Genomic DNA, 25,641 nt, shown 5'->3' with positions numbered 1-25,641 from the left:
GAGAATGCCTTCCCGTATCCGGGCGCAAGGGCCAAGGCGCATGCCCGGTGTCGGAATCACGCGATAAGTACTGAAACCGCATCGGGGCGATAAAGGAAGCTCCGATCCTCGCCCGGCAGGCTCATTAACTGGATCCGGGAAATCGCCGCTGCGCCCGATAGGCGCGGCATCCGTCAGACGGCGGTGTAACCGCCATCAATCGGCAACGCGATCCCGCTGATCATCGAAGCACCCTCGCTCAGCAGAAAGGCGATGGGCGCGGCGATCTCGGCCTCGGTCGCCCACCGTCCCAGGGGCATCTGTTCAAGGAAGGGTTTTTCGATCTCGGGGCGGCCCCAATACCAGGCGGACATCGGCGTCATCACCACGGTCGGATGCACCCCGTTCACCCGGATCCCGTGCGGCCCGAGTTCCAGCGCCGAGACCCGGGTGATATTGTCGAGCGCCGCCTTGGAGGCGCCGTAGGAGATATGCCCCCGCAGTGCTACCAGCGCGGCCTGGCTCGAGACATTGACGATGGCGCCGCCCCGGCCCAAGCGGATCATGCTGCGCGAGGCGTATTTGGTGACCAGCAGCGCACCGCGCGCATTGACCGAGATGACCTTGTCGAAGACCGAAATGTCGGTCTCCATCGGCGTAGCGATCTCGCCGCCGAAACCGCCGCAATTCACGACGCCCCAAAGGTCGAGCTCCCCCAATGCCCCCGCGACACTCTCCTCCGAGGTCAGATCGAAAGCCAGGATGCGGCAGCCGGTCTCTTGCGCCAGCGACGCCAGCTTGTCCCGGTCCTGCCCTGCGGCGATGACATCCGCCCCCTTCTCGCGAAGCAGCCGCACCGTGGCCCCGCCGATCCCGCCGCTGGCGCCGGTGACCAGGATGGGGCCCTTGTCGTAATCAGCCATGAAACTCCTCCTCCCCCTCCCGGGTCGTTCAGTTCTCGATCAGGTAATCTGCCGCCACGCTTGCCTCGATGACGATCCGGCAATTCGGCAGGTCGTTCTCCTCGACCTTGCGCCGGATTTCGTCCTGCGCGAGTCCCGCCTTGATCCAGCGCTTCGTCAGCCGCTCGCGCAGCACGGCTTCGGGCACATCGAGCCGTATCGTGACATCGAAGAATTCATGCAGCGACGACCATGGCGCCCGGTCCATCAGCAGGTAATTGCCCTCGACGATCAGCAGGTCGATCTCGGCCGCGATGACCCGCGCCCCGGCACGAGAGATCTCCAACGCCCGGTCGAAGACCGGCACAGCCACCTCGGGCTCGTCATTGCGGCGAAGACGCCCCAGCATGTGCCGCAAACCGGCGGTGTCGAAGGTCTCGGGCGCGCCCTTGCGCGGCAGCAAACTGCGCTGATCCAGAACCGCGTCGTCGTAATGAAACCCGTCCATCGGCAAGACGGCGGCAGAGCGCCCCAGCCTGGTCAATCTTTCGCAAAGCGCATCGGCGCTGTGGGACTTGCCGGAACCCGGAGGCCCGGCCAGCGCGATCAGGCGTCGCGAACCGGTCGCCCCGGCAAGTATCCCGGCCAGTTCCGCAAGCCGCACCCTGTGTTCATCCGCCATCGCCTGTCTCCTTGTCCAGGGCCGCCAGAACCCGCATGGCCAGATCCGCCGGAACGGGGGCCGCGCCATCGATCTCGATCACCGGGCCCAGGGCCATCGGTCGGGCGCGTTCCGCCAATCGATAAAGCTCGTCGGCATAAGAGGCCGGCAAGTGGCCAGCATGACGCGTGGCAGAGCGTGCGCGATAGCGTTCGGCCGCCAGCGCCGGGCCGATCGCCACCCAGATCTCGACCAGCCGGTCGATCCTCGCACGCGCCACATGCTCCCGCAGAACCTCCTCCGGCTGGAAACCGTGCCATGCATCGATCACCGGGACAAGATTGTCCGGAAACCCGGCCACCGAATTGAAGATCGCATGATAGCTCGCGCGGCCCAGCATCCGGTTATGCGCGCGATCCCCGGTGCCGATATGGGTAAACAGACCCTCTTTCACGATATCGAGCCCAAGCGGCACGGCAGCCACCCCCTGCGCAACCAGCGCCCCGATCACCCCGGCATCATCGCCGAGCCGTGCCGCCTCGACAGGCAGCGAAAACCAGTCACCGGCCTTGGGCAGGCGCGACAAGGCCGCGACCATCTCTTGCCCCAACCCGCCGCCGATGATGATCAGCCGGGGATCGGCAACAGAGACCAGCGTCTCCAGCGCCCGGCGCAAGGGTGCCGCCCAGGCCTCCAGCAGCGCCGAGACCCCTGCCTCACCGGCGGCGGCACGGGCCAGCAGATCCTCGGCGCGCAGTTCCGGGGGCAGGCCCGCATCGGCGATCAGCCGGCCAAGCGCGGTTCCCGAGCTGAAGGTCTCGACACAGCCACGGCGACCGCATTTGCACAAGGGCCCGTCGCCGGAGACGACGACATGGCCGAATTGCCCCGACAGACCGCCGCCATACCAGCACGCACCGTCCTGAAGCATGGCCCCTCCGATCCCGGTCCCGATGGTGACCATCAGGATCAGCCCCGCGCAGCCCCCGGGTCGCAGACCGCCCTCGGCGATCAGGGCCATGGTGGCGTCGTTCTCGATCCGGACCGGCAGACCCGTGGCCCGGCTGACCGCGGCGACGAGATCGAGACCGGCGATATCGAGATATCCGGCAGAGCGAATCCTCTGCGCCGCACCATCGACGCGGCCGGGGATACCGATCCCGACCGCCACGCAGCCTTCGTCGCGCAGCGACCGCACCAGCCGCAGAAGCTGATCGGTAAAGCCGTCGCGGTCCTGCCGGACCGGCTCGACGACCCCCGCCAGCAGTTCCCCCCCGGCAGAGATTCGGGCGACGCGGATGCGGGTTCCCCCCACATCCACCCCGATCGCCCTGTCAACGCCTGTCAGCATGGCGGTCCAAGATTTCCTGAATCTGTTTCAGCCGGTCGCTGGCGATATTCTCCAGCCTGTCCTCGTGGATCCCGGGATCCAGCGAGATGCAGTCCTTCCACAATGCCCGCCCGGCGATCACACCGGAAGCCCCGTTCCGCATCGCGGTCTCGACCTGCCCGATGAAAGTCCCGTGATCGACCCCGGCCGAAAGCACCGCCCAAGGCACATCCCGGCAAAGCGCGGAGATCTCGGCACAGGCCGCGCCCGTGCCCGGATAGGGCAGCTTCAGCACCTTGGCACCCAGTTCAAGCGAGATGCGCGCGCTTTCCACGATCAGTCCGGGAAAGATCTCGCGATAGGCCGCGTCGCTCTCGCCTTCCAACTGGTAGGTCAGGATCTCGACGACGAGGAGCAGGTCCTCGGCCGCGAAATCGGCGATGCAATCGCGGATGATGCCGATATTGACCTCATTCGCCTCGGGACGGTCGGGACGCAGATAGACCATCAGCTTGGCCCCCGTCCCCCCGAGTTCGCGCACCCGCCGGGCGGTGATGCCCGGCACCAGCCTGGAAATGCGGTAGCCTTTCGCATCAGTATCCCAGCCCGAAGCGTCGAGACCGATCAACAGCCCGGTATCCCGTGTCAGGATCCCGTCATCCACGACCCTGGGAACGGCGCAGACCGCGTCAAGCAACACGCAGGAGGCCTTGTTGGCCAGATGCCGCACGATCCCGGATTTCACGACCCCCAGGGCCGCCTCATCGATGGCCGCCTGCGTTTCGGGCCGGTCGGCAAGCACCTTGCGCATTCCGCCGCGCTGGTCGCAGGCCACGACCATCATCAGGCCGTTATCGCCGCAGATCTGCTGATACCCGCGCCGCTCGGATGTGGTCATGTTGCTGGTCATTCGGGAAGGTCCTCGTCTCGGGTGGTTGCTTCGGCCCGCCCGCCCTGGAATCGGCGCGACACTGCCTTTGGCCGAAGCAGTAGCTTTCACGACTCCCCACTTCAATAATTTTTTGCAGAAATTTATTTCAGTCTATACTTGATCATTTCCCAGCAATTCGAGAATACGCCCCGCCGCCCGCGTGTCAGTCACCAGCGCCTTGATCATGCCCGAGCGGGCCGCCCCGATGATCGCCCCGGCCTTCTCGCGCCCCACGGCCGCCCCGATGGACAGGGGAATCCGCCGAAGCTGTTCCCGGCTGATCGACATCAGGTTGTCCTGCCCCGGCCAGCGAATCTCGTTGCCCCTCGCATCGACGTAATGGCGCACCACGTCACCGGCCACCCGTTCGGCGTCATCCGGGTCGAAGCCGATATCTGCACCGGCGCCGCCGCGCTGGAACAGGCCGATGCCCATGATGGCGGCGTCAACGCGGGCCCATTGCGCGATCAGCCGGGCCGCGCCGGGATCCCGGATCAGGACGGCGTGCAGTTCGGGCGAAACCATCGAGGGCGCATAGAGAAACCGCGCCTCGCCCCCGGTCTGTTCCGCCGCCATACGGACGAATTCATTGATCTGGAAATGAGAGGCCGTCTCGTGCATCCCTCCGGTGGTCGGCACCACGACGACATCCGGAAGCCTCGGAAACCCCGCCGAGATCACGCTCTGCACCATCCGGCCCCACCCGATCGCGATCACCGATCCGGGCCCGAGCCTCGCCTCCAGCAAAAGAGACCCGACCTGTGCGCTCAGCGCCGCCGGCTTGTCGCTTTCTGTCACCCGCACGGCCTTCAACCCCAATGCGGAGCAGAGCTTTTCGCCCATCGCATCCGCCGCGTCGAGATCCATCACCTGGATGCGGACGATCCCCTCTTCCCGCGCCAGGCCGAGCAGGCGCGAAACGGTGGCGGTCGAAACCTCCATGCGGCGCGAAACCTCGACCTGCGACAGGCCTTCGATATAATGCAGTTTCGCCGCGGCATGCATCAGCGTGCGGTTCAGGAGCTTGCCGGTTTTGGGGGGCTTGGTCATCCAGCCTCATCGGGAAAGATATTTCAGATACGGCTTACTGCCTGAAACATCCCTGACGAGCAACGGTTATTGCACGCACCACGCCTCGACACGGGCACCCCGACGCGAACCCTGCCGGTCCGGTGATACGGGCGGACAGGAATGACCCGGGAGGGACTGGTGTCGGCTATCACTCAGAACCTGAAATAAATTTCTGATACTTGCTTCTTGCAGCATGAAGGCGACAACGGCAATCTGCGTCCTACCGAAGGTCGTTTCTCGATTCGCCGCACGGAGGGGCGCGGCGGTCAGATAGCGGCCTGGAAGCGAGCCGTCTCATACAAGGGCCGTCTCATGCAAGGGAGGAAGACATCATGAAGAACCTTATCGGATCGACCCTGTTCGCAGCGGTGCTAGGCATGGCCGGAGCGGCCCAGGCCGAGGAAGATTTCACCATCGCGCTGGTGCCGGGCCTGACCACGGACGCCTTCTATATCACCATGAATCGCGGCGCGCAGGCAGCCGCCGAAGCCCTGGGCATCACAGTGGATTTTCAGGGCGCCGAGGAATTCGACCCGGTGCTTCAGACCCCGGTTCTCGATGCCGTGATCGGCCGTGGCCCCGACGCGATCCTGATCGCGCCGACCGACAGCACCCAGATGATCGAACCGCTGCGCCGCGCCGCCGATGCCGGGATCCCGGTCATCACCGTCGATACCTTCATCGATGACGGCAAGTACCAGGATGGCGGGGGCGATGGCGATTTCCCGCTTTCCTATATCGCATCGGACAATATCGGCGGCGGCCGCATGGCGGCGCGCCACATGGCCGAAGAGATCGGCGGCAAGGGCAAGGTCTATGTCTCGAATGTGCGCCCGGGCATCTCGACCACCGACCAGCGGGAGGAAGGCTTCAAGGCCGAAATGGCCGAGAACTATCCCGATATCGAGGTGCTGGAGACCCAGTATAACGAGAACGACGCCTCTCTGGCGGCCTCGCAATTCCAGGCCGTGCTGGCCCGCAACCCGGATATTGCCGGTGTCTTCGGCGCCAACCTGTTCTCGGCCCTCGGTGCCGGCAATGGCGTGGAAAGCGCCAGCAAGGCCGAGGACGTGACCGTCATCGCCTTCGACGCGCCCAGCTCGATCGTGAACAATATCTCTTCCGGCCTCGTCGATGCGGCCATCGCCCAGCACCCGGCGGAGATCGGTTATTACGGGGTCATGACCGCCTATGCCGCGCTTACAGGTCAATCGGTGCCGATCTCCATCGGAACCGGGTTCACCGTCATCAACGCGGAGAATGTCGAAGATGACGATATCGCCAAGTTCATCTACGCGGAATGAGGACGGACCGCATGCCTAACAAGAACGGGGCCTCATTCGTGAGGTCCCTGCTCAACGCCTGGTCGTGGCTGTTCCTGCTTCTCATCCTCGGCTTTTTCGAAATCTATGCCCAGACCCAGACAGCAAGCACCTTCCTGTTCCGGGTCTACAACCTGCAATCGATCTCGGTCGCGGCGTCGCAGATCCTTCTGCTCGCGCTTGGGCTGACGCTGGTCATCGTGGCCGGTCATATCGACCTCTCGATCGCCTTCAGCACCGGCTTTGCCGCCGTGGTCATGGCGCTGATCATCCGTGCAGCCGGAGCCGATGCCGGTTGGCTCGTCGTGCTGCTGGCCATGGGTGCGGGCCTTCTGGCAGCCGGGCTCGTGGGGCTGGTGAATGGATGGCTGGTGGCGCTTCTGAATGTGCCCAGCTTCATCGGGACTCTTGGCACCTATGGCATCGCCCGCGGCGCTGCCCTGATCGTGGCGGGCGGGGCGACCGTGTCGATTCGCAACGACCATGCCCGGGCCTTCGGCAATGGCCATGTTCTCGGCCTGCCCATCCCGCTGGTGACGGCGGCGATTCTCGCCCTGATCTGCCACTACCTGCTGAAACATACGAAATTCGGCGCCCATACCTATGCCCTCGGCGCCAACCGCGCCTCGGTCGAACGCGCCGGGGTCAATGTAAAGAAGCATCTCGTCCTGCTCTTCCTGCTCTCGGCGGTCACCGCCGGGATCGGCGGCCTCATCTATACCAGCCGTTTCTCGGCCGGAGCCGCCAATGCCGGTGAGCCGATCCTGCTTTACGCGGTAGCCGCGGTCTTTATCGGCGGCGCCTCCCTCACCGGCGGGCAGGGCACGATCACCGGCACCGTCATCGGCGCCTTCATCATCGCCGTGATCCAGTTCGGTCTCGTCTTCTGCGGCCTGCCCCCCTATTGGCAATTCGTCGCCGTGGGGCTTGTCATCATCGTCGCGGTGCTGGTCGACCAGTCGAAACACCATATCGTCGGAGGCGGATCATGAGCGCATTGCTGAAGATCGACGGCTCAGGAAACGTTTCGGCGGCAACGAGGCGGTGCGCGATGTTTCCTTCGAGGTCAATGCCGGCGAATGCGTCGTGCTCGCGGGCGACAACGGCGCCGGAAAATCGACGGTCATCAAGATGATCTCGGGCGTCTACCAGCCGACGGCGGGCAAGGTGTGGATGAACGGCGAATTGCTGACCGGGAAAACCCCCGAGGCGGTCCGCAGCGCCGGGATCGAGACGATCTACCAGGATCTTGCCCTGGCCGACAATCTCGACCCAGGATTGAACCTGTATCTCGGCCGCGAACGCACCCGCCGGGTGCTGGGACTACCCTTCCTCGACCGCAAGACCATGCGCGAAGATGCGGTGAAGGTGATGAAGGGCCTCGGCATTGTCGTCCCCGACCCCGCCGCGCCTGTCCGCGAGATGTCCGGCGGGCAGCGGCAGGCCATCGCCATCGCCCGCGCGATCCACTGGCAGGCCGGTCTCGTCATCATGGACGAGCCGACCGCCGCCCTGGGCGTGCCCGAGCAGCGCGAGGTGATGGCCCTGATCGAACGGCTGAAGAGCAAGGGCGTCGGGATCATCCTGATCTCGCATAACCTGCCCGACATCTTCGCCGCCGCCGACAGGATCATCGTCCTCGCCCGCGGAATCGTCGCCGGTGAGCGCCGCCCGGCAGAGACGAATGACGAAGAGATCGTCCGGATGATGATGGGCGCGACACTCTAGCCCGCCGTCACCGGGCATAGCGCGCGGCCCGCCTCTCCGGTGCCGCGCGTATCACCCTCGCCACAAGGTTCCACCGGAGCGCCCGATGCCCAAGATCCTGACCGTCGGAGAAATCCTCGTCGAACTGATCGCCACCACGAAGGGGGACGGCTTCCGCGAGGCGCAACCGCTGATCGGTCCCTACCCCTCCGGCGCCCCCGCCATCTTCGTGGACCAGGTCGGGCGTCTTGGCGGAAAGGCCGCGATCATCGGCCGGGTCGGGGACGATGATTTCGGCCATCTGAACATTGCCCGCCTTGCGCAGGACGGCGTCGACATTTCGGGGATCGAGGTGGCCTCGGGCGAGGTCACCGGCTGCGCCTTCGTCCGCTACCGCAAGGACGGTTCACGCAGTTTCGTCTTCACCATGGCGCAGAGCGCGACCGCAACCCTGTCGATCACCAGCGCGGGCGCGGCACTGATGGAGAGCTGCGAGCATATCCATATCATGGGCACCGCACTTTCCTCCCCCGGCATGGCCGAGGTGGCGCTGGAGGCCGTGTCCCGGGTCAAGGCGCGCGGCGGCTCGCTCAGTTTCGACCCGAATATCCGGCCCGAGATCCTGGATTCGCCGGGATTGCGGGCGCGGCTGGACGGGATCCTGGCCCGGACCGACATCTTCCTGCCCTCGGGACACGAATTGTTCCTGCTGACCGGAGCCCGGGACGAACCAGCCGCGATCCGCGACCTGCTGGCGCGTGGCATCCGCGAGATCGTGCTGAAGCGCGGCGCGGAAGGGGCAAGTCACTTCGACGCGAACGGCCGGACCGATATCGCGCCCCACGAGGTCGAGGAAATCGACCCGACCGGTGCCGGAGATTGCTTCGGCGGTGCATTCGTCGCCCTGCGCCTCGCCGGGGCATCGCCGCTTGAGGCGCTTCGCCTTGCCAATGCCGCCGGTGCCCGCGCCGTGGCCCGCACCGGCCCGATGGAGGGCAGCTCGACGCGGGAAGAGCTCGACCAATTCCTTGCCGATTACCGGACGGATGGCTGATCGGGGCGCCGGTCTCGGCCCTGACACGGGAAAGCTTGGCGATCACAGGCACGTAGCCCTCCACGCGGGCAAGGACATGCTCGGCGAAGGGTGAGCCGGCCAGGCGCATTCAGGCGATTTTCCTGGCGAGAGCGGGGCGATTTTTTGCTCTCATCCGATATTATGTCGGACATAGTTGACATAATGTCTGACATAGAGAATTGTCGCGAGATCGGGATTCGGCGGAACAAGGGCGTGATGAACCGGACAGAGGCAGCCAGCCAGGCCATCAAGGAGCTTGTGGAGCGCAGCGGATGGGGCGTGGGAGACCGGCTTCCCGCCGAAACCGACCTGGCGCGGCAGCTTGGTTTTGGCCGTTCAACCATTCGCGAAGTGCTGCGGCAGTGGGAATCACTGGGGATCGTCACACGGCGCAAATCCGCCGGAACGAGGATCGTGTCCGAGATCTCGACCCGCACCCTGCATATTCCCCTTTCGTTGCAGGTCGAGGCCGGCAGCATCCTGCGCATGCTCGAAGTCCGCCGCCCGCTGGAGCTGGAAGCCCTGCGGCTGTGCTGTGCGCGCGCTTCTGACGATTCGCTGCGGCGGATCAGGGCGCGCGGCGCGGAACTGATCTCGGTCTATGAGGCGAGCGAGGATTGGCGGCCCGCCGATCACAGGTTTCACCGCGAGATCCATCTCGGGTCCGGAAACGACCTTTTCCCGCAGATGATCGAGCAGATCCAGTATTTCTACACCGGCCCCGCCGATGCTCCGCTCGGTGCGGTGCTCGGCAGATCGACCATCCCCCGTCATGCCGATCTGACCGAGGCGGTCGTCGCGCGGGATGCCGATCGGGCAATCAAGGTGATGTCGGACATCCTGACCGATGTCGAAACGGAAGCACGCGAACTGGTAGAGGGCCGCGATGACGAATGACGAGACGAAGCTGGCAACGCTTCTGACGACCCCCGCGGCAGGTCACGGCACCGTCACGCCGCCCATCGTGCAGACCTCGCTGTTCACCTTCGAGGATTACGACGGCCTTGTCGCGCGCATGGCCGGGCAATCGGATGCGCCGATCTATACGCGGGTGCAGAATCCGACCGTGGCCGAGTTCGAACGCCTGATGGCACAGGCCGAAGGAGGGGAGGCCGCGATCGGCTTCGCCTCGGGCATGGGCGCCATCGCGGCGGCGATACTGGCATTTGTCCAGCCGGGCCAGCGGATCGCCTGTGTCGAGCATGTCTATGCCGATACCTACCGGCTGCTGGAACGGATGGTCCGGCCGATGGGAATCGATATCGATTATCACCCGATCGGCGCTTTCGAGGATCAGCCGGACCTGTTGAAAGGCTATGCCCTCGCCTATCTGGAAAGCCCCAATTCCCTCGTCATGCAGGTCATGGATCTGCAACGCGTGGCCGGATATGCGCTCCGGCACGGTGTCGTGACGATGACCGACAATTCCTGGGCGACGCCGGTATTCCAGCGCCCCTTCACGCTCGGCATCGACCTGGTTCTGCATTCGGCCTCGAAATATATCGGAGGCCATTCCGATACGGTCGCCGGGGTGGTTATCGGCAGCGCCGCCCATATCGCGAGGATCCGGGACCTGACCCTACCGCTGCTCGGCGCGAAGCTTGCGCCATTCGAGGCGTTCCTGCTGACCCGTTCCCTGCGGACCCTGCATCTGCGGATGGAGCGGCATCAGGCCACGGCCGATCATTTCCTCGACCGGTTGCGGCAAGAGCCGCTGGTGCACCGGATCCATTCGCCCGGTCCGGATGCGGTGCCGGGGCTGACCGGGCGCGCGGGGCTCATGTCCCTCGAATTCGATCCGGGCGTGGATATTCCCCGGTTCTGCAATGCGCTCCGGATCTTTCGGCTCGGCGTCAGCTGGGGCGGATTCGAAAGCCTCGCCCTGCCCGCGCAGGCATCGCTTTCGCAAGCGGGGCAGCACAATTCGATGCAACGCTTCGGGGTCTCACCCCATCTCCTGCGCCTCAGCCTCGGGTTGGAAGACCCGGAGGACCTATGGCGCGATTTCCACCAAGCCTTGCAACAAGGCATCGCCTGACAACCACAAGGGAGGTATACATGAAACGCTATCTATTGGCCGGGACCATGGCCCTGTTGGCCGGGACCGCACAGGCCGAGAACCTGACGCTGGTCGAGGTGATCACCAGCCCGGAACGGACCAAGCTGCTGCAAGGCCAGATCGACGCCTTCGAAAAGGCCAATCCGGGGGTCGAGGTCGAGATCGTCTCGCTGCCCTGGGGACAGGCCTTCGAAAAGCTGGCGACCATGGTATCGGGGGGAGACATTCCCGATGTGGTCGAGATGCCGGAGCGTTGGGCCGCGCTCTATGCCGATCAGCTTGTCGACCTGGAACCATATGTCGGTGACTGGGAACATGGCGCGACACTGACGCAGAAAACCCGCGACATGGGCTCGCTCTCGGGCGGCAAGATGACCATGATCCCCTATGGGTTCTATCTGCGGGCGATGTTCTACAACAAGACGCTCCTGGAGCAGGCCGGGGTGGCGGAGCCCCCGCATACGATGGCGGACTTCATGGATGCGGCCGCGGCCGTGTCCGAGCTCGACGGCAAATACGGCTACTGCCTGCGCGGCGGCCCCGGCGGCTTGAATGGTTGGATGATGATGGCCGCGGTGATGAACGGCTCGAACGAGTTCTTCACCGAGGACGGCGAGAGCCGGTTGAACGAGCCAGGATCGGTCGAGGGCATCCAGTTCCTGCTGGACATGTACCAGAAAGGCTACGCGCCCAAGGATTCGGTCAATTGGGGCTTCAACGAGATCGTGGCGGGATTCTATTCCGGCAACTGCGCGTTCCTCGACCAGGATCCGGACGCCCTGATCGGCATCCGCGAGCGGATGGACGAAAAGGATTTCGGTGTGGTGCCGATGCCTGTCGGCCCCTCGGGCAAGGCCTATCCGACCATCGGTTTCGCCGGCTGGTCGGTGTTTGATTCCGCCGAAGACCCGGATCTGGCCTTCAAGCTGGTCGGTCATCTGACCAGCCCCGAGAGCAATATCGAATGGGCCCGCGCCATCGGCGTGATCCCCATTCACGAAGGTGCAGATCAGGACGAGTATTTCAAATCCGAGGCGTTCAAGGGCTGGTTCGATACGCTCAATGGCGAGGAATATGTTCCCACGCTGATGCCCGTCTACCTGCCTCAGTTCGGCTATTTCGCGGATTCGGTGGTCATCGAATCCAGCCAGGAGGCCCTGCTCGGGCAGCGGACCGCCCAGGATATCGCCGATGAATGGGCCGAGTTCCTGACCGGGGAATATGCAGACTGGAAGGCCGAGCAGTGATCATGAGCCGCAAGGCGCCCGGAGAAATCCGGGCGCGCCGCTCGTTCTACTGGCGGTATGTTCTTGAACCCTATTTCTACCTGGCCCCGGCCATCCTGTTGATCGCCGGTGTCATGGTGGTGCCGCTGGTCATCGGGATCTCCTATTCCTTCCAGTCGGTCAGGCTGCTCCGGCCCGGCGGCGGCTTCGTCGGCCTCGAGAATTACCTCGATCTCTGGAGCGACCGGAAATTCTGGATCGCGCTGGAAAACACCTTCGTCTGGACGATCGGCTCGATCAGTTTCCAGTTTCTGCTCGGCCTTGGACTGGCACTGCTGCTGAACACGCGCTTTCACGGCAAGCGGCTGATCCAGTCGCTGGTCTTCCTGCCCTGGGCCGTGCCGACCTTCCTGTCGGCCCTGGCATGGGCCTGGCTGTTCAATCCCACCATCGGGCCGCTGCCGCATTGGCTGACGGCGATGGGGATCCTTGGCGAGCCGCAGAATATCCTGGGCGATCCCGAGCTTGCCATCTGGGGGCCGATCGTCGCGAATATCTGGTTCGGGATCCCGTTCTTCGCGATCACCCTGCTTGCAGCACTGCAATCCATCCCGGCAGAGCTTTACGAGGCGGCCGAGATCGACGGCGCCAGCCCGTGGCAGCGGTTCACCAAGATCACCCTGCCCTTCCTGGCCCCGATGATCGCCATCACGGTGATGCTGCGCACGATCTGGATCGCGAATTTCGCCGATCTGATCTTTGTCATGACCGGGGGAGGGCCGGCCAATTCGACGCAGATCCTGTCGACCTATATCTTCACGACCGCCTTCAAGAAACTGGATTTCGGATATGCCTCGGCCATCGCCGTCGCATTGCTGATCCTGCTGTTGATCTATGCCGCGATCCTGCTGGTGCTGCGGCGCAGGCTGGTGAAAATCTGATGGCACGGATCGCACGCATGAACCCGGCGCTGACCACCGGCAAATACCTGGCGATTGCGGGATATGTGGGCTTTGCCATGTTCCCGCTGTTCTGGCTGCTGAAAATCGCCGTCACCCCGGACAAGCTGGTCTTTACCGAGGGCACCGCGCTCTGGCCAAGCGCCATGACGCTGGACAATTTCCGCAGGGTGCTGACCCAGACCGATTTCCTGTCCTATTTCACCAACAGCCTGATCGTGTCGCTGTCCACCGCGGCCGTCACCACGATGATCGCCGCGGCGGCCGGCTACGCTTTCTCGCGGTTCCATTTCCGCGGCAAGCCGGTCATCATCGCCGTGATGCTGGTCACGCAGATGTTTCCGCTGCTGATGATCATCGCGCCGATCTATTCCATCATCGCCAAGCTGGGGCTGCTGAACTCGCTGTCCAGCCTGATCATCGTCTATACCGCCTTCAACATCCCCTTCGCCACCTTCCTGATGCAGTCCTTCTTCGACGGCATCCCCGGCGATCTGGAGGAGGCGGCGATGATCGACGGCTGCAGCCGCTTTCAGGCGCTGCGCAAGGTGATCTTTCCCCTGACCCTGCCGGGGCTGGGGGCAACATTGGGTTTCGTATTCACCGCGGCGTGGAGCGAGCTGCTCTTCGCCCTGATGCTGATCAGTTCCAACGATACCATGACCTTCCCGGTCGGGCTTTTGACCTTCGTGTCGAAATTCTCGGTCGATTGGGGGCAGATGATGGCTGCGGGGGTGATGGCGCTGGTGCCGTCCTGCCTCTTCTTCCTCTTCATCCAGCGGTATCTGGTCCAGGGGCTGACATCGGGCGCGGTCAAGGGATAGGAGGAAGGCCACATGGCACGAATGGACCTGCGCAACATCGCCAAGCGCTACGGCCCGGTCGAGGTGATGCGCAATATCGACCTGGCCATCGAGGATGGCGAATTCATCGTTCTCGTCGGCCCCTCGGGCTGCGGAAAATCCACGCTGCTGCGGATGATCGCGGGGCTGGAGCCGATCTCGGAAGGTGAATTCCTGATTGACGGGCAGCGCATGAACGAGGTCGCACCGCGTGACCGGGATATCGCCATGGTGTTCCAGTCATACGCGCTCTACCCGCATATGGATGTCGCCCGCAACATGGGCTTCTCGATGGAGATCCGAGGCGCGGATGCGGGCGAGAAGCAATCGAAGGTCGCCGAAGCCGCCAGAACCCTGGGCCTGACCGCCTTGACCAAGCGGTTGCCCAAGGCGCTTTCGGGCGGACAGCGGCAGCGCGTGGCGATGGGGCGGGCGATCGTGCGCGATCCCAAGGCGTTTCTCTTCGACGAGCCGCTGTCGAATCTCGATGCCGCCCTGCGGGTCGAGATGCGGCTGGAAATCGCGCGGCTGCATCAGCGGCTGAAGGCGACCATGGTCTATGTCACCCATGACCAGGTCGAGGCGCTGACCCTGGCGGATCGGATCGTCGTTCTGGATAGCGGCAATATCCAGCAGGTCGGAACCCCGCTGGAACTCTATGAACGGCCCGCCAACCGCTTCGTGGCGCAATTCATCGGATCGCCGACGATGAATGTGCTGGACGTGACTCCGGCCGAGGGAGGCATCACCCTGCGCAACGGAACGACGATCGGGTTTTCCCCGGCGGTTCCGGCTGCGATTCCGGCCGTGGCGCAACTGGGCATCCGCCCCGAGCATCTGGATATCGCCGATCCCGACGGCGCTTCGATGGTCGGGGTCGCCGACGTGGTCGAACATCTGGGCTCGGACACCAATATCTATGTGCAGGTCGAGGGCATCGGCCCGCTCATGCTGCGCCAGCACGGACATCTTCCCCTGCGGCCGAATGAGCGTATCGGGCTGACTATTCCGGCGGACAGGATGCATCTCTTCGACGCAGAGGGGATTGCGCTGCGATAGGAATTCGCCCCGGCCCGCATCATCGCCTTGCGGGGCGGGGTGGCTTTGGGAACTGGGCTCCGGACGGCGGCGAGATTTCATGGCTTTCCGCAGACATCTCTGTCAGAGCAGTATGAAAAATGCCTTGCCGTCACGGCGTAAGATCCGCCATTGCAGGAAACCCGCATATGGCAACGATATGACTGGCAAGATAATGGTGCCCGGAGGCGGATTCGAACCACCGACACGCGGATTTTCAAGCCAAGTCCATTGTATAAGAATCAGGCCGTTACGGCCTGAAGTTTCGTCAAACTACCATCCGCATTTCAACAACTTATAGACAAACTGTCAAACCCAGATCCTTGCCGGAATGATGCCGAGCAGCCCACGAATCATTGCCTGCCCATATCTCCACGGCTAGCCTCGGCCTGTATCGTAAGTAACGAGGAGAACGATCATGCCACCGGCACATCGCAAAGGGGATATCGGATCACCGGGGGCCGGACGCCCCGCGACCACCGCCATGGGCGGCGATCCCGAGGTGAACATCAACGGACGGCCCGCCATGCGCAAAGGCGACGAGTATGCCGATGGCCGTACATTGGCCGAGGGATCGTCAGGCGTGTTCATCAACGGAAAGCCTGCAGGCCGGATTGGTGATGCCCTCAGCGGCGGCGGTTTGGCGATGACCGGTTCCTCGAGCGTGTACATCGGCGAACAGCGGGCCGCCGATCTGCTTGCCGGGATCGGCATCGGCTCCACGCCCTGTCAAGCCGCACAGGCTGACCAGTCTTTGCCGACCACGAAAGTCGATTGACCCCCAATGGCGATGGATCAGCGCCGTAGGGAGCTTCTGATACAACTGACGCAACTGGCGCAGGAACCTGACAGCCGGGTTTACGCTGTCATGGATGGCGCAGTAATTGACGGCCTCAAAATGAAATGCAGGGAGGCCGATCTGGAATGCCGGGCGTTATACCGACATGACGGAGATCCCGCTGTGGTTCTCGGCGGGCCGTGGATCGTCAACCCTTATCGGGACTGGATCGGAGGTGAGAAATTCACGCCGCCTGCCTGGGCGACCGAATGGGAAAGTGGCGCCCTCACTCTGGACGATCTGAACGTGCGGATGAATGCTGCCATTGCCGCAGGTGACCCGTCCGGAGGCGGCATAACGCCATTCGACGATGTACGGAATGCCCCAGCCACCATATCTCGACTGGACCGCATCCTGAGCATCGCTGATGATAAGCCGGGGCTGGTCTTCTGGATCGGAGATGCCGCACTGACAGATGAAGTACTTTACCAGCACCTGCGTAGGCTGAACAAAGTGCTGGTCCCGAAGGATCAGGATGAGCCAAACGAGAGCCAGGCCGGTGAGCTGTCGGTTGCTGCCGCTGATCCCGAGGAAATCCCCGCTCCGCCCCGTGGTGCCGCCCATGAACTGGTGCTCTTTCGGCATGCTGACGCCAATGTCATGGCGCAGGTCATCCCTGCGCTGAATGCCGCGCAACTATCCCGCCTGCTCGGCCCATGTCGCCAGATTCTCTGTGCCCCTGGAGTGGAATGGGCGGATGGAGTCCTTTCTGTAGACAGGCTAGAGGATTGGCCACCGCCCCATTCCGGCCCGCTGCGCTTCGATGCCGAAACCATGCGAGCTATGAACGAGATGCGCATGGAAGGGTCACGGCGCAAGGTGATGAGTTATCTTCGGGAGGTTGATCCCGGCGGTATAGAAAACCTGTCAGATGCTGAATTGCGACATCGGGTTATGATCTGTGAGAAAACGGGGAAGGAAATGGGCCTCGAGTCCGAGCAGGCCCATATGAAATGGGCCTACCTGATGTCAATCACCGGCGGACGGGCCGACCAGGACGGTGTCGCCAAGGCCCATTTCCAAGGCAGCTACAAGCATCCGGATGATGCCATCGACGATGTTCTCGATGAACTTGACGAAGCCTTGGGTGGCTGACTGATGGGGAAGCTGATCCAACTCATCCTGAAGCGCCTGCTGAAGCGCCCGTCCCCTCCGGTTAGGCCAAGAACCGCGAAGCGGAGGGCGGATGAAAAAGGTTCTGATGCAAAGAAGCGGGACAACTGCATCGGTGAATGCAAGAAGAGTCGTAGGGACTTAGAGGAAGAAGCGGGCGTTTCGCGACAAACAAAAGGTAAAACGAGTCATGGTGAAAAGAGCGGTGGAACTGCACAGGCCAACAGAGATTTTGATTCTCTCAAACCGAACAACGTCAAAGACATCAATACCAAGTATGGACCAGGGAAAACCGGCACTTTGGAAGATGGCTCAAAGGTTACTGTTCGCCCTGGCAGTTCCGACGGCAGACCCACTGTAGAAATCCGCAATCCTAACAGTGGTCGCGGCAGTGAAATTCGCTATAATCCCTGAATAGGACCTCCAAGTGATGAGCAAACGAGTATGACTTCATTGTTCAAGTTGGTATTGGACGAAGAGAGAACACTGCGCCCTGCATTCATACTGGAGCGCGGTTTTTCCGCCAGAGTATTTCCTGACCACATTGACAGGAACGAGTTCTTCAGCTTTGCCGCACGCGATCAGAATGAGACAGCTGAAAGCGTAGCCATTCATCACGCCGAATACGGTGCCGAGGAAGAAACACTGATCCGGAATGATGTATCTAGCGCATGGAAAGCAGTCTTTGAGCTTTCGCACGAGGATATCGTTGTAGAGTTCGCTGGCCGAAACCTATTTCTTTGGCTGCCCGCCGGTGAGCATATGTATGTCGCCTTTGGTAGCAGTGCAATCATAGAGGCCCTTGGTGATCTCAATGATCTCAACAGGGAATTTGATGAATATGTGGAAGAATCTGGTTTGACAGAGCAAGGCAAAGCGTTTCTTCGGGATTGTTCAAGAAAATACTGCCTCTGAATGACACTTACCCTTTCAGTGGCGCAGACGTTTCCTGAACCAGTTTACCCGCTTCTACCAATACCGCAGAGCTCGCCACTACAAGCTTAATTTGCGTGAATCGAATATATTTTAGAAGGCTACAACCAAGTTGCGGAAGCCCATTGACATAGAAAGAGAAATTCTTCTTGACGCTTTGGATGAGGATGCCGTCCTTAGTGCCGTCGAGGCCATTGCGCGGAAATTTCAGTTGGAGAAACAGGAGGTGTTCTCGCAGTTGCTCGGCCTGTCGAAGAGCGGCTTGGTGGAATTTTACAAATACGGAGCATCCGATGACGCCGACATCGTCTTCATTGCCCCTGAGCAGTTGGAAGGTGAAGTTCGTGAACGGCCATATGAGGTGTTCATGACACATTCGGACAAGACCCACGACCGGCTTGCCGAGATTGGTAATGTCATCGTGTCTTGATGGCGGCCTGATGGCTTTAAATTCTGAACTAGTAACCGTTCATGTGCTGCTGGTTGATGAGCCTGTACCAGTTTGGCGGCCTGTAAGTGCCGTCAAGATCGGTACAATGCTCTATCACATCGTGGACCAGTCCGTTCCTCTTGATGAGGAATGGGAGTTCCCAGTGGGTTCAAAAGTAAGAGTTGAAACACGCCTGGCCGAGGATGGGGAATATCTAGCGGCCGTCGCCGAGGCCGATTATTGGAGCGTATAATTGAAAGGCAGGTAGAGGTCACCGCCTCACCCTCTTCCACCAGTACGGCAGAACCCGCCTTTCCCTCACGGTAGCCACGATTCTTCGCGAAGCCGGCATGAGCCTGCGCCAAATCGCCGATTACCTTGGGCAGAAAACCGAGAGCATGGCTCTCCATTATTCCCGAGACGCAGAGCTCATGGAGCGAAACCGGGTAGCGTCTGAGAAGATGGATTCGGAGATCGAACGGCGAACGAAAATTGTCAAACCTTTTCCCGAAAAACGTCAAACCTGAATAACTGAACAGCGACACAACCAAATAATGAAAATAATTTCAAGTAGTTAAATGGTGCCCGGAGGCGGATTCGAACCACCGACACGCGGATTTTCAATCCGCTGCTCTACCAACTGAGCTATCCGGGCCCCTGCGCGTCGCTTTCAACGGCTGGCGTGCAGCGGTGTTTACGGATGGCAAGAGGAACTGTCCAGACCCCTTGGTGAAAATTTCACCGCTTTTCCTCGTCCTCGGGCGGGGTCTCGTCCAGAACCTCGCCGGGGATGTTGTAATCGCCGCGCAACCAATGCGCCAGATCCACATCCGCGCAGCGCTTGGAGCAAAACGGGCGGTATCGGGGCGTGCTCGGCTTGTTGCAGATCGGGCAGGCCATCAGCGTCCCCCGGTCAGCCGGGTCAGCCGGGTCAGGGGAACCCGGTCACGTTTGCGGCTGATCTCGTAAAGCCCCATCTTGGTCCAGCCGATCAGGCTGGTCTCGGCCCCATCACCCTTGAAGGCCGCGCGCAGCACCTGCTCCAGCACCGCCCTGTCACGCTTGGGGATCGGTGCGAAATCCACAGCGACCTGCCCGCCAAGCCCGCGCAGCCGCAATTGCCGCGGCAGGTCCCGGGCAAGCGCGATATTGGCCTTGAGCGAGGCCGCGGGGGAGGTGTCGCTCCCGGTATTCACATCCACCGCGATCAGGGCCCGGGTCGGCTCGATCCAGGCATGGGCACCCATCGGCAGGGCAATCTCGGCGCCCAGCAGCGCGTCGATCGCGTCGCTGACACCGCAACGGTCGAAACTGTCCTCGCCTTCCTCGACCGCATCGGGCTCGGGTTCGGCCCATTCGGTCCAGGCCAATTCCCAGGGGGTCGCCGCATCGAGCAGCAATTCCGGCCCGCCCGCGGTCTCGGAGGTGATCCGGTCGGCCAGATCGATCAGCGGGCCCAGCTCTTCGGCGATTTCCTCGTGATCGGCATCTGCCGCGGCGCTGCGCAGGATCAGGCCATGGCTGCGCTCGCCCAGCTGTGCCTGGGCCAGTGCCACCAGCGCCTCGCGGGTCTCGCTCTCGCGGATCCGGCGCGAGACATTGATGCCCGGCGCCGCCGGGGTCACCAGCCCGTAGCGGCCGCGAAACAGGAGCCGACCCGATAGCGGGATCGCCTTGCCCTCTTCGGCGGCTCCGCTGACCTGCACCAGGACCGGTTGTCCTTCGCTCACCCCTGAACGTTCGCGCAGGTAGCCACGCTGGCCATCGGGCAGGCGCACGAAGACACCGCCCTGCCCCTTCATCAGCCGTTCGGTCACGCCCCGGCAGATCGCACCGGGAACCAGCCCCGTCGGCGAAGCGGGGTCGAGGATCAGGTCGATCAATTGCCCGTCCTGCATCAGCGCGGCAGCCTCGTTGCCGTGAAACTTCCCCAGAACGACTTGCCGCCCCTTCATGCCCTGCCTCCGTGAATGCCGATGGCCGCCAGCATCGCCGCCGTCTCGGAGAGCGGCAATCCGATAACGGCGGAAAACGAGCCCTGTATCCAGGGTATGAATTCGGCGCCTGCCCCCTGGATCGCATAACCCCCGGCCTTGCCCTGCCAGTCGCCGAAATCGAGATAGCGTTCCAGCGCGGCGGCATCGATGGGCCGCATCCGCACCAAGGTCTCGACCTGGCGCAACCGTGTGCGCCCGGCATGGCGCAGCGCCACAGCGGTCAGCACGCGATGCCTGCGGCCCGACATCAGCCGCATGAAATGCGCCGCCTCAGTGCGGTCTGCGGGCTTGCCCAGGATGCGGCGCCCTACCGAGACCGTGGTATCGGCGGTCAGCAGGGCCTCGTCATCGGCCAGGGGCAGGGCCTCGGCCTTTTGCCGTGCCATCCGCCCGACATAATCGCGGGGAGATTCGTTGCGGTCCGGGGTTTCGTCGATATCGGCGGGCCGCACCTCGTCGGGGCGCAGCCCGATCTGCGCCAGCAGCTCCAACCGCCGGGGGCTGGCCGATCCAAGGATCAGCCGGGGCGGCGCGGGCCTTGTCATGACGGATGAACCGGCGCCATCACGCGCGCCGGTCTTACTTGAAGCGGTAATTGATCCGCCCCTTGGTCAGGTCATAGGTATTCATCTCGACCTGCACCTTGTCTCCGGCGAGAACGCGGATGCGGTTCTTCCGCATCTTGCCTGCCATATGCGCGATGATTTCATGGCCGTTTTCAAGCTCGACCCTGAACGTCGCATTGGGCAGGAGTTCCTTCACGACGCCGGGGAATTCGAGCATTTCTTCCTTGGCCATGGTCACTCCGTATTGGTCGCCCCGCAGGATTCGGGGCCAACGTTAGATGCGTCCATAGCGCGGTGATTTCAAGGGAAAAGCGCCATCCCGGGCGCAATTCATGGGTTATGCGGCGCCAGAAGACACGGTCGGGACGATATCCGGACCGGGATCGGATGCCGGATCCGCTTCGCCATCCCCCTGAAGGAACGGGTCCGGAGCCGCCATATCGACCGGTAGCGCGGTCGCGATCGGATCGGCGAGGAGCATGCCATCCTCCTGCTCCCCCGGCATCGGCATCTGCCGGAGGATACCGGCATCCTCCGCGATCGGCACATCGGGATCATGCAGACGCAGAGCGTGGCATCCCTCGGCCTCGCCCAGCTTGCCGCGGGCGAGTACCTGCCCATCCGCCAGTTCCAGGGTCGCATCGGCCAGGCTGACCCGCGGCAGGTTCAGCACCTTGCCCGGCTCCAATGCCCGCAATTCACGCAGCGTGATCCGGCGGCGGCACAGCACGGCCACGATATCGACCGGCACCTCCCGCATCGCCGAGGCGAGCGTCACCGTCCCCGCCCCTCCTGTCCCGGGCGGTTTCGGTGCCGCAAGCGTCATCACCCGGGGAACCGGCTCTGCCCGCGCATCCGCCGGGTCGGCCGGAATGTCCTTTCCATCCGGAACATCCGGTTTCGGCAGGGCAAGGAAAATCATCGCCTTCCTGGCCGATTCATGCCCCAGCCCGACCCGGAATGCCAGGCTTCGAAACGGTCTGTCCTCGAGGATCAGCGCCAATGGACGGGGATCCTCCAGATATGTCGCATAGCGGAAATCGCCCATTCCCGCGAAATCATCGAGCGCCTCAAGCTCGGCCCCCAGTTCCGCCATCAGGGCATTGGCGAATTCCGCGCACATCAGCGCGTCGGCCCGGGTCAGCTTGCGGCATGGGGCCGGGCGGGCGGTCACGCGCGACAAGGTCTGGATCTCGATCAGTGCCATGACCGTGTCGCGGCACAGCGCCATGACGCCCATCGCCTCTCCCGTGCCCTGCAGAACGATCAGGAGCGCGCCCTCGGGCAGCAATTCCGGCAATTCGGCCAGCGAAGCGCCATCCAGCGCGACGGATTCCGCCTCCAGCGGCAACTGATAGAGGTTCTCGGCGATTCGCCCGATGGCGATGCCGGCGGCACGGGCAGGCGTCGGAGGCGGCAGCACGGGCAGTTGCGGTGCCCGACCCAGTTCCGTCTTGCTGCGGTTGCGGGCCTGCAGCAATTGCCGCAAAAGCCCCTGATCGCTCTCGCCCTCCTGCCCCTGCGCACCCTGCTTGCCGCCATCCTGCTTTTGCGGCTTGCCTTTCGCCCCGGCTGCGGGTTTTTTCCCCGGCGCATCGGCTTTCTTTCCGCTCTCGCCGTCCTTTTGCCCCTTCTGCGCCATGTCGAATCCTCAAGCTGTGAGGGAAGGTTCTGGCAAGGAAGGGTTGAGAAATGGTTACACGCCGCCCCTTCTGGAAATCGCGGGCGGCCGTGACGGCAGGGTGATCCGGAACGCGGCCCCGCCCTGTCCCGGAAGATAGCTGATCTCGCCCCCCAGAACCGCCATGATCTCGCGGCAGATCGCCAGGCCCAGCCCTGCCCCGCCAGCCCGCGTGGATTCGTTGAGCCGCGAGAATTTCTCGAAGATCAGCGACTGGCGGGCGGTGTCGATCCCGGCGCCATTGTCACCGATATCGATCTGCGGGCCGTTTCCCTCGCGGCGCATCACCCGGATGGTCAGCACCGGGCGCTCGGCATCGCAATATTTGCGGGCATTGCCGATCACGTTGATCAGCACCTGCAGCAGCCGGTCTGGATCGGTGATCACGCCCAGATGCTCCGAGGGCAGGTCGCGGTCGATGGTAAAGACCCGCTCGGGCCGGGTGGCCGAAGCCGCCGACAGCGCCCGGTCGATCAGGTCGTGCAGATTGGCCGCCGAGACCGTCAGCTGCGCGTTCCCGCTTTCCAGTACCGACAAGTCCAGCAGATCGTCCAGAAGCCGGGTCAGCCGCCCGGCCTCGTCATGGATGATCCCGGCGAAACGGCTGCGCTCCTCATCGGACAGGTCGGGGGTCTTGAGAATCTCGGAAAACGCCCGGACCGAGGTCATCGGGGTGCGCAATTCATGGCTGATCTGGCCCAGGAAGGCGTCCTTCTGCACCGAAAGCGCGGTCAGCTTGTCATTCGCCTCGCGCAATTGCCGGGCGGTGCGTTCAAGCTCGGTCGTGGCGCTCTCCAGCCGCTGCGCCTCCTCCTTGGCGCGTTGGGCCTCGTCGGCGACCTCCATCAGGTCCGAGACGGTCAGCGCCATGCCCCCGGCCACCCTGTCGATCATCGCATGGGCCGTGGCCGCGCCGATCGATCCCGCCAGCCGCCGTTCCAGCCCGGTCAGGAAACCCGGCGTCAGGTCGGGCAGGAATCCGGATTTCCCCTGCGCCGCCGCCTGCGCCTGGAAATAATGCAGCGCCGCATCCGCGCCCCAGACACGACGGGCCATGGCCAGAAGCGGCTCGGCCCGGTCCTCGGCACGCGCCATGCGCGAATGGCGGATCGGCTGGATGGTACTGACGAAGGACAAGCCCTGCAGCCGCTCGACCGGATCGGGAAAACCGAAGATCGAGACGGTGATGAAGGCCAACGTATTCAGCGACAGCGACAGGAAGATCGCGAAGGAGAGCGCATCGACGCCCTCGGCCGGCACCGGCGCCACCCCGATCCCGATCGAGGGCAGGAAGATCGTCGCCAGCCACAGCGCGAAGCCTGTTCCGACCCCCGCATAGGCTCCCATCCGGTTGGCCCCGCGCCACAACAGCCCGCCCAGCATCGCGGGCAGCACCTGCGCCATGCCGGTAAAGGCGACCAGTCCCATCGCCGCCAGCGCGCTCGTCCCGCCCGAGGCCTGGTGATAGACCCAGCCCGCGCCCACCACCGCCAGGATGGCGAGGCGGCGGGCATTCAGGACGAAACCGCGCAGATCCTCGGGATCGTCGCCCGCCGGGCGGCGGCGCAAGAGCAGCCAGAGCGGCGTCAGCCAATGGTTCGAGATCATCGTCGCCAGCGCGATGGCACTGACCACCACCATCGAGGTCGCTGCCGAGAATCCGCCAAGAAAGACAAGCAATGCCAGCAGGTTCTGCCCGGAAGCTTGAGGCAATGTCAGCATGTAGAGATCGGGATTGGCATCGGTGGGCAGCATCTCGGCCCCCATCACCGCGATGGGCAGCACGAAAAGCGACATGGCGAAGAGATAGGCCGGAAAGGCCCAGCCCGCGACATGCAGGCGCTCTTCATCGGCGGCTTCGACCACCATGACCTGGAACATCCGCGGCAGGGTCAGCACCGCGGCGGCGGAAACGATGGTCAATGTGGTCCAGCGGTCGGGCCGCAGCACCCACCCCTCGCGCGCGGGATCTTCGGCTGCGGCGGAGATGCGGGCGACGATATCGGCGGGGCCGTCGGCCAGGCCCCAGACCACGAAGATGCCAAGCGCAAGGAAGGCCAGCAGCTTGACCACGGCCTCGAGCGCGATGGCGGTGACCACCCCGTGGTGACGCTCATCCGCCGCCAGGTTGCGGGTGCCGAACAGGATCGAGAACAGCGCCAGCCCCGCCGCCACCCACAGGGCCGTTCCGCCCCCGATCTCGGGGCCGTTCGGGGATTGGGTGGCAAAGACCTCGAAGGACAGGCTGACCGATTGCAATTGCAGCGCGATATAGGGCGTGGCGGCGATGACGGCGATCAGGGTAATCATCGCCGCCAGCGGGTTCGACTTGCCGAACCGGGCCGAGATCAGGTCGGCGACCGAGGTGACATGATGCATCCGCGCCACCCGCACCAATCGGCGCAGCCCCCACCACGCGCCGGTAAAGACGATGGTCGGGCCGATATAGATGGTGGCGAATTCCAGGCCCGAGCGGCTGGCATAGCCGACCGCTCCGTAAAAGGTCCATGCCGAGCAATAGACCGACAGCGACAGCGTGTAGACCGCCGGATGATCCAGCCAGCGGACATGGCCGCGCTGCGCCGCCCGGTCGGCGGCGAAGGCCACGCCGAACATCAGGACCACATAGGCGAGGCATCCGGCGACCAGTGTCTCAAAGGGCATCGGGATCCTTCCAGTCACTGTCGCCCGAGGCATCGCCGGCCGCGCGCATGGTGGCGGCTTCGGCCCGGATCAGGGCGCGATGCAGCACCCGCACCGCGAGGATCAGCGCCGCCCAGAAGCCGAACAGCGCGATCGCCCCGACCCCGAAACTGACGCGCGCGGTTGCCACCAGACCGGCAGCATCACCACCAGGACCGCGAGGACCGGCAGCACCCGCGCCGCATCGCCCAGGCGGCGGCGGCGGAACGAGGCGCGCTCCAGGAACAATGGCCGGTCAG

Annotated in this window: 27 protein-coding genes and 1 tRNA gene; 15 read left to right on the top strand and 13 right to left on the bottom strand. The window is 63.5% G+C overall.

The window, feature by feature from the left end:
• Window positions 1-173 precede the first annotated feature (173 nt).
• From A7A09_RS15850 to A7A09_RS15830, 5 genes are all read right to left on the bottom strand, one after another.
• A complete protein-coding gene (locus tag A7A09_RS15850; RefSeq protein WP_106692307.1) occupies window positions 174-902 on the bottom strand; it encodes an SDR family oxidoreductase in 729 nt (242 codons plus the stop codon).
• A 28-nt stretch (window positions 903-930) separates the two neighbouring features.
• Window positions 931-1,563 carry a nucleoside/nucleotide kinase family protein gene (locus tag A7A09_RS15845; protein ID WP_106692306.1) on the bottom strand — a complete coding sequence of 211 codons (633 nt, stop codon included), beginning with the start codon at window positions 1,561-1,563 and terminating at the stop codon, window positions 931-933.
• A complete protein-coding gene (locus tag A7A09_RS15840) occupies window positions 1,553-2,893 on the bottom strand; it encodes an ROK family protein (RefSeq protein ID WP_106692305.1) in 1,341 nt (446 codons plus the stop codon). The genes A7A09_RS15845 and A7A09_RS15840 overlap by 11 nt, the downstream gene beginning before the upstream one ends.
• Entirely contained in the window at window positions 2,877-3,782 is a 906-nt protein-coding gene (locus tag A7A09_RS15835) for a tagatose-bisphosphate aldolase (protein ID WP_106692384.1), read from the bottom strand. The genes A7A09_RS15840 and A7A09_RS15835 overlap by 17 nt, the downstream gene beginning before the upstream one ends.
• Window positions 3,783-3,914: 132 nt before the next feature.
• Window positions 3,915-4,853: a sugar-binding transcriptional regulator gene (locus A7A09_RS15830; protein ID WP_106692304.1), complete on the bottom strand. Its 939-nt coding sequence runs from the start codon at window positions 4,851-4,853 to the stop codon at window positions 3,915-3,917.
• A gap of 353 nt (window positions 4,854-5,206) precedes the next feature.
• On the opposite strand from A7A09_RS15830, the gene A7A09_RS15825 reads away from it, so the two are divergent.
• The 15 genes from A7A09_RS15825 (at window position 5,207) to A7A09_RS15755 (ending at window position 18,455) form a co-directional block, all read left to right on the top strand.
• Window positions 5,207-6,178, top strand: a complete 972-nt coding sequence (locus tag A7A09_RS15825) for an ABC transporter substrate-binding protein (RefSeq protein ID WP_106692303.1) — start codon at window positions 5,207-5,209, stop codon at window positions 6,176-6,178.
• An 11-nt stretch (window positions 6,179-6,189) separates the two neighbouring features.
• Complete coding sequence (locus tag A7A09_RS15820) at window positions 6,190-7,188, top strand: ABC transporter permease (RefSeq protein ID WP_245999394.1); 999 nt, start codon at window positions 6,190-6,192, stop codon at window positions 7,186-7,188.
• A gap of 52 nt (window positions 7,189-7,240) precedes the next feature.
• Window positions 7,241-7,924: an ATP-binding cassette domain-containing protein gene (locus tag A7A09_RS15815; RefSeq protein ID WP_245999393.1), complete on the top strand. Its 684-nt coding sequence runs from the start codon at window positions 7,241-7,243 to the stop codon at window positions 7,922-7,924.
• Between the two features lie 85 nt (window positions 7,925-8,009).
• Window positions 8,010-8,957 carry a tagatose kinase gene (locus A7A09_RS15810; protein ID WP_106692302.1) on the top strand — a complete coding sequence of 316 codons (948 nt, stop codon included), beginning with the start codon at window positions 8,010-8,012 and terminating at the stop codon, window positions 8,955-8,957.
• Window positions 8,958-9,194: 237 nt separating this feature from the next.
• Window positions 9,195-9,875, top strand: a complete 681-nt coding sequence (locus A7A09_RS15805) for a FadR/GntR family transcriptional regulator (protein ID WP_211341151.1) — start codon at window positions 9,195-9,197, stop codon at window positions 9,873-9,875.
• Window positions 9,865-11,016 (top strand): PLP-dependent transferase, encoded by a 1,152-nt coding sequence (locus A7A09_RS15800; protein ID WP_106692300.1) that lies wholly within the window; start codon window positions 9,865-9,867, stop codon window positions 11,014-11,016. The genes A7A09_RS15805 and A7A09_RS15800 overlap by 11 nt, the downstream gene beginning before the upstream one ends.
• 20 nt (window positions 11,017-11,036) lie before the next feature.
• Entirely contained in the window at window positions 11,037-12,284 is a 1,248-nt protein-coding gene (locus A7A09_RS15795) for an ABC transporter substrate-binding protein (RefSeq protein ID WP_106692299.1), read from the top strand.
• Between the two features lie 2 nt (window positions 12,285-12,286).
• Complete coding sequence (locus tag A7A09_RS15790) at window positions 12,287-13,204, top strand: carbohydrate ABC transporter permease (protein ID WP_106692298.1); 918 nt, start codon at window positions 12,287-12,289, stop codon at window positions 13,202-13,204.
• Complete coding sequence (locus A7A09_RS15785; protein WP_106692297.1) at window positions 13,204-14,046, top strand: carbohydrate ABC transporter permease; 843 nt, start codon at window positions 13,204-13,206, stop codon at window positions 14,044-14,046. Before A7A09_RS15790 ends, A7A09_RS15785 begins: the two co-directional genes overlap by 1 nt.
• Window positions 14,047-14,058: 12 nt before the next feature.
• Window positions 14,059-15,123, top strand: a complete 1,065-nt coding sequence (locus tag A7A09_RS15780; protein ID WP_106692296.1) for an ABC transporter ATP-binding protein — start codon at window positions 14,059-14,061, stop codon at window positions 15,121-15,123.
• 502 nt (window positions 15,124-15,625) lie between these two features.
• Window positions 15,626-15,919 carry a PAAR domain-containing protein gene (locus A7A09_RS15775; RefSeq protein WP_245999392.1) on the top strand — a complete coding sequence of 98 codons (294 nt, stop codon included), beginning with the start codon at window positions 15,626-15,628 and terminating at the stop codon, window positions 15,917-15,919.
• 6 nt (window positions 15,920-15,925) lie between these two features.
• Entirely contained in the window at window positions 15,926-17,074 is a 1,149-nt protein-coding gene (locus A7A09_RS15770) for a hypothetical protein (RefSeq protein ID WP_106692294.1), read from the top strand.
• Between the two features lie 3 nt (window positions 17,075-17,077).
• The gene (locus tag A7A09_RS15765; RefSeq protein WP_211341150.1) at window positions 17,078-17,506 is read left to right on the top strand and encodes a hypothetical protein; all 429 of its coding nucleotides are present in this window, start codon (window positions 17,078-17,080) and stop codon (window positions 17,504-17,506) included.
• A 30-nt stretch (window positions 17,507-17,536) separates the two neighbouring features.
• The gene (locus tag A7A09_RS15760; RefSeq protein ID WP_106692293.1) at window positions 17,537-18,007 is read left to right on the top strand and encodes a hypothetical protein; all 471 of its coding nucleotides are present in this window, start codon (window positions 17,537-17,539) and stop codon (window positions 18,005-18,007) included.
• 229 nt (window positions 18,008-18,236) lie between these two features.
• A complete protein-coding gene (locus A7A09_RS15755) occupies window positions 18,237-18,455 on the top strand; it encodes a hypothetical protein (RefSeq protein ID WP_148043696.1) in 219 nt (72 codons plus the stop codon).
• A 579-nt stretch (window positions 18,456-19,034) separates the two neighbouring features.
• Here the strand turns inward: A7A09_RS15755 and A7A09_RS15750 are convergent.
• The 8 genes from A7A09_RS15750 to A7A09_RS15715 form a co-directional block, all read right to left on the bottom strand.
• Window positions 19,035-19,110, bottom strand: a tRNA-Phe gene (locus A7A09_RS15750).
• 83 nt (window positions 19,111-19,193) lie between these two features.
• Window positions 19,194-19,355, bottom strand: a complete 162-nt coding sequence (locus tag A7A09_RS15745) for a DNA gyrase inhibitor YacG (protein ID WP_106692291.1) — start codon at window positions 19,353-19,355, stop codon at window positions 19,194-19,196.
• On the bottom strand, window positions 19,355-20,410 hold the full coding sequence (locus tag A7A09_RS15740; RefSeq protein WP_106692290.1) for a ribonuclease E/G: 1,056 nt from the start codon (window positions 20,408-20,410) through the stop codon (window positions 19,355-19,357). The genes A7A09_RS15745 and A7A09_RS15740 overlap by 1 nt, the downstream gene beginning before the upstream one ends.
• Window positions 20,407-20,997, bottom strand: a complete 591-nt coding sequence (locus A7A09_RS15735) for a Maf family protein (protein ID WP_106692289.1) — start codon at window positions 20,995-20,997, stop codon at window positions 20,407-20,409. The genes A7A09_RS15740 and A7A09_RS15735 overlap by 4 nt, the downstream gene beginning before the upstream one ends.
• Before the next feature lie 34 nt (window positions 20,998-21,031).
• The gene (gene infA, locus A7A09_RS15730; protein ID WP_010397442.1) at window positions 21,032-21,250 is read right to left on the bottom strand and encodes a translation initiation factor IF-1; all 219 of its coding nucleotides are present in this window, start codon (window positions 21,248-21,250) and stop codon (window positions 21,032-21,034) included.
• Window positions 21,251-21,355: 105 nt separating this feature from the next.
• Window positions 21,356-22,660, bottom strand: coding sequence for a FliM/FliN family flagellar motor C-terminal domain-containing protein (locus A7A09_RS15725; protein ID WP_106692288.1), 1,305 nt, complete (start codon window positions 22,658-22,660; stop codon window positions 21,356-21,358).
• 54 nt (window positions 22,661-22,714) lie between these two features.
• Window positions 22,715-25,363 carry an ATP-binding protein gene (locus A7A09_RS15720; RefSeq protein WP_106692287.1) on the bottom strand — a complete coding sequence of 883 codons (2,649 nt, stop codon included), beginning with the start codon at window positions 25,361-25,363 and terminating at the stop codon, window positions 22,715-22,717.
• On the bottom strand, window positions 25,353-25,532 hold the full coding sequence (locus A7A09_RS15715; RefSeq protein ID WP_106692286.1) for a hypothetical protein: 180 nt from the start codon (window positions 25,530-25,532) through the stop codon (window positions 25,353-25,355). Before A7A09_RS15715 ends, A7A09_RS15720 begins: the two co-directional genes overlap by 11 nt.
• Window positions 25,533-25,641 lie beyond the last annotated feature (109 nt).

Origin of the sequence: Paracoccus methylarcula, assembly GCF_003007735.2 — a bacterium.
GTDB lineage: Bacteria > Pseudomonadota > Alphaproteobacteria > Rhodobacterales > Rhodobacteraceae > Paracoccus > Paracoccus methylarcula.
This window is presented reverse-complemented; position numbering and strand designations above follow the sequence as displayed.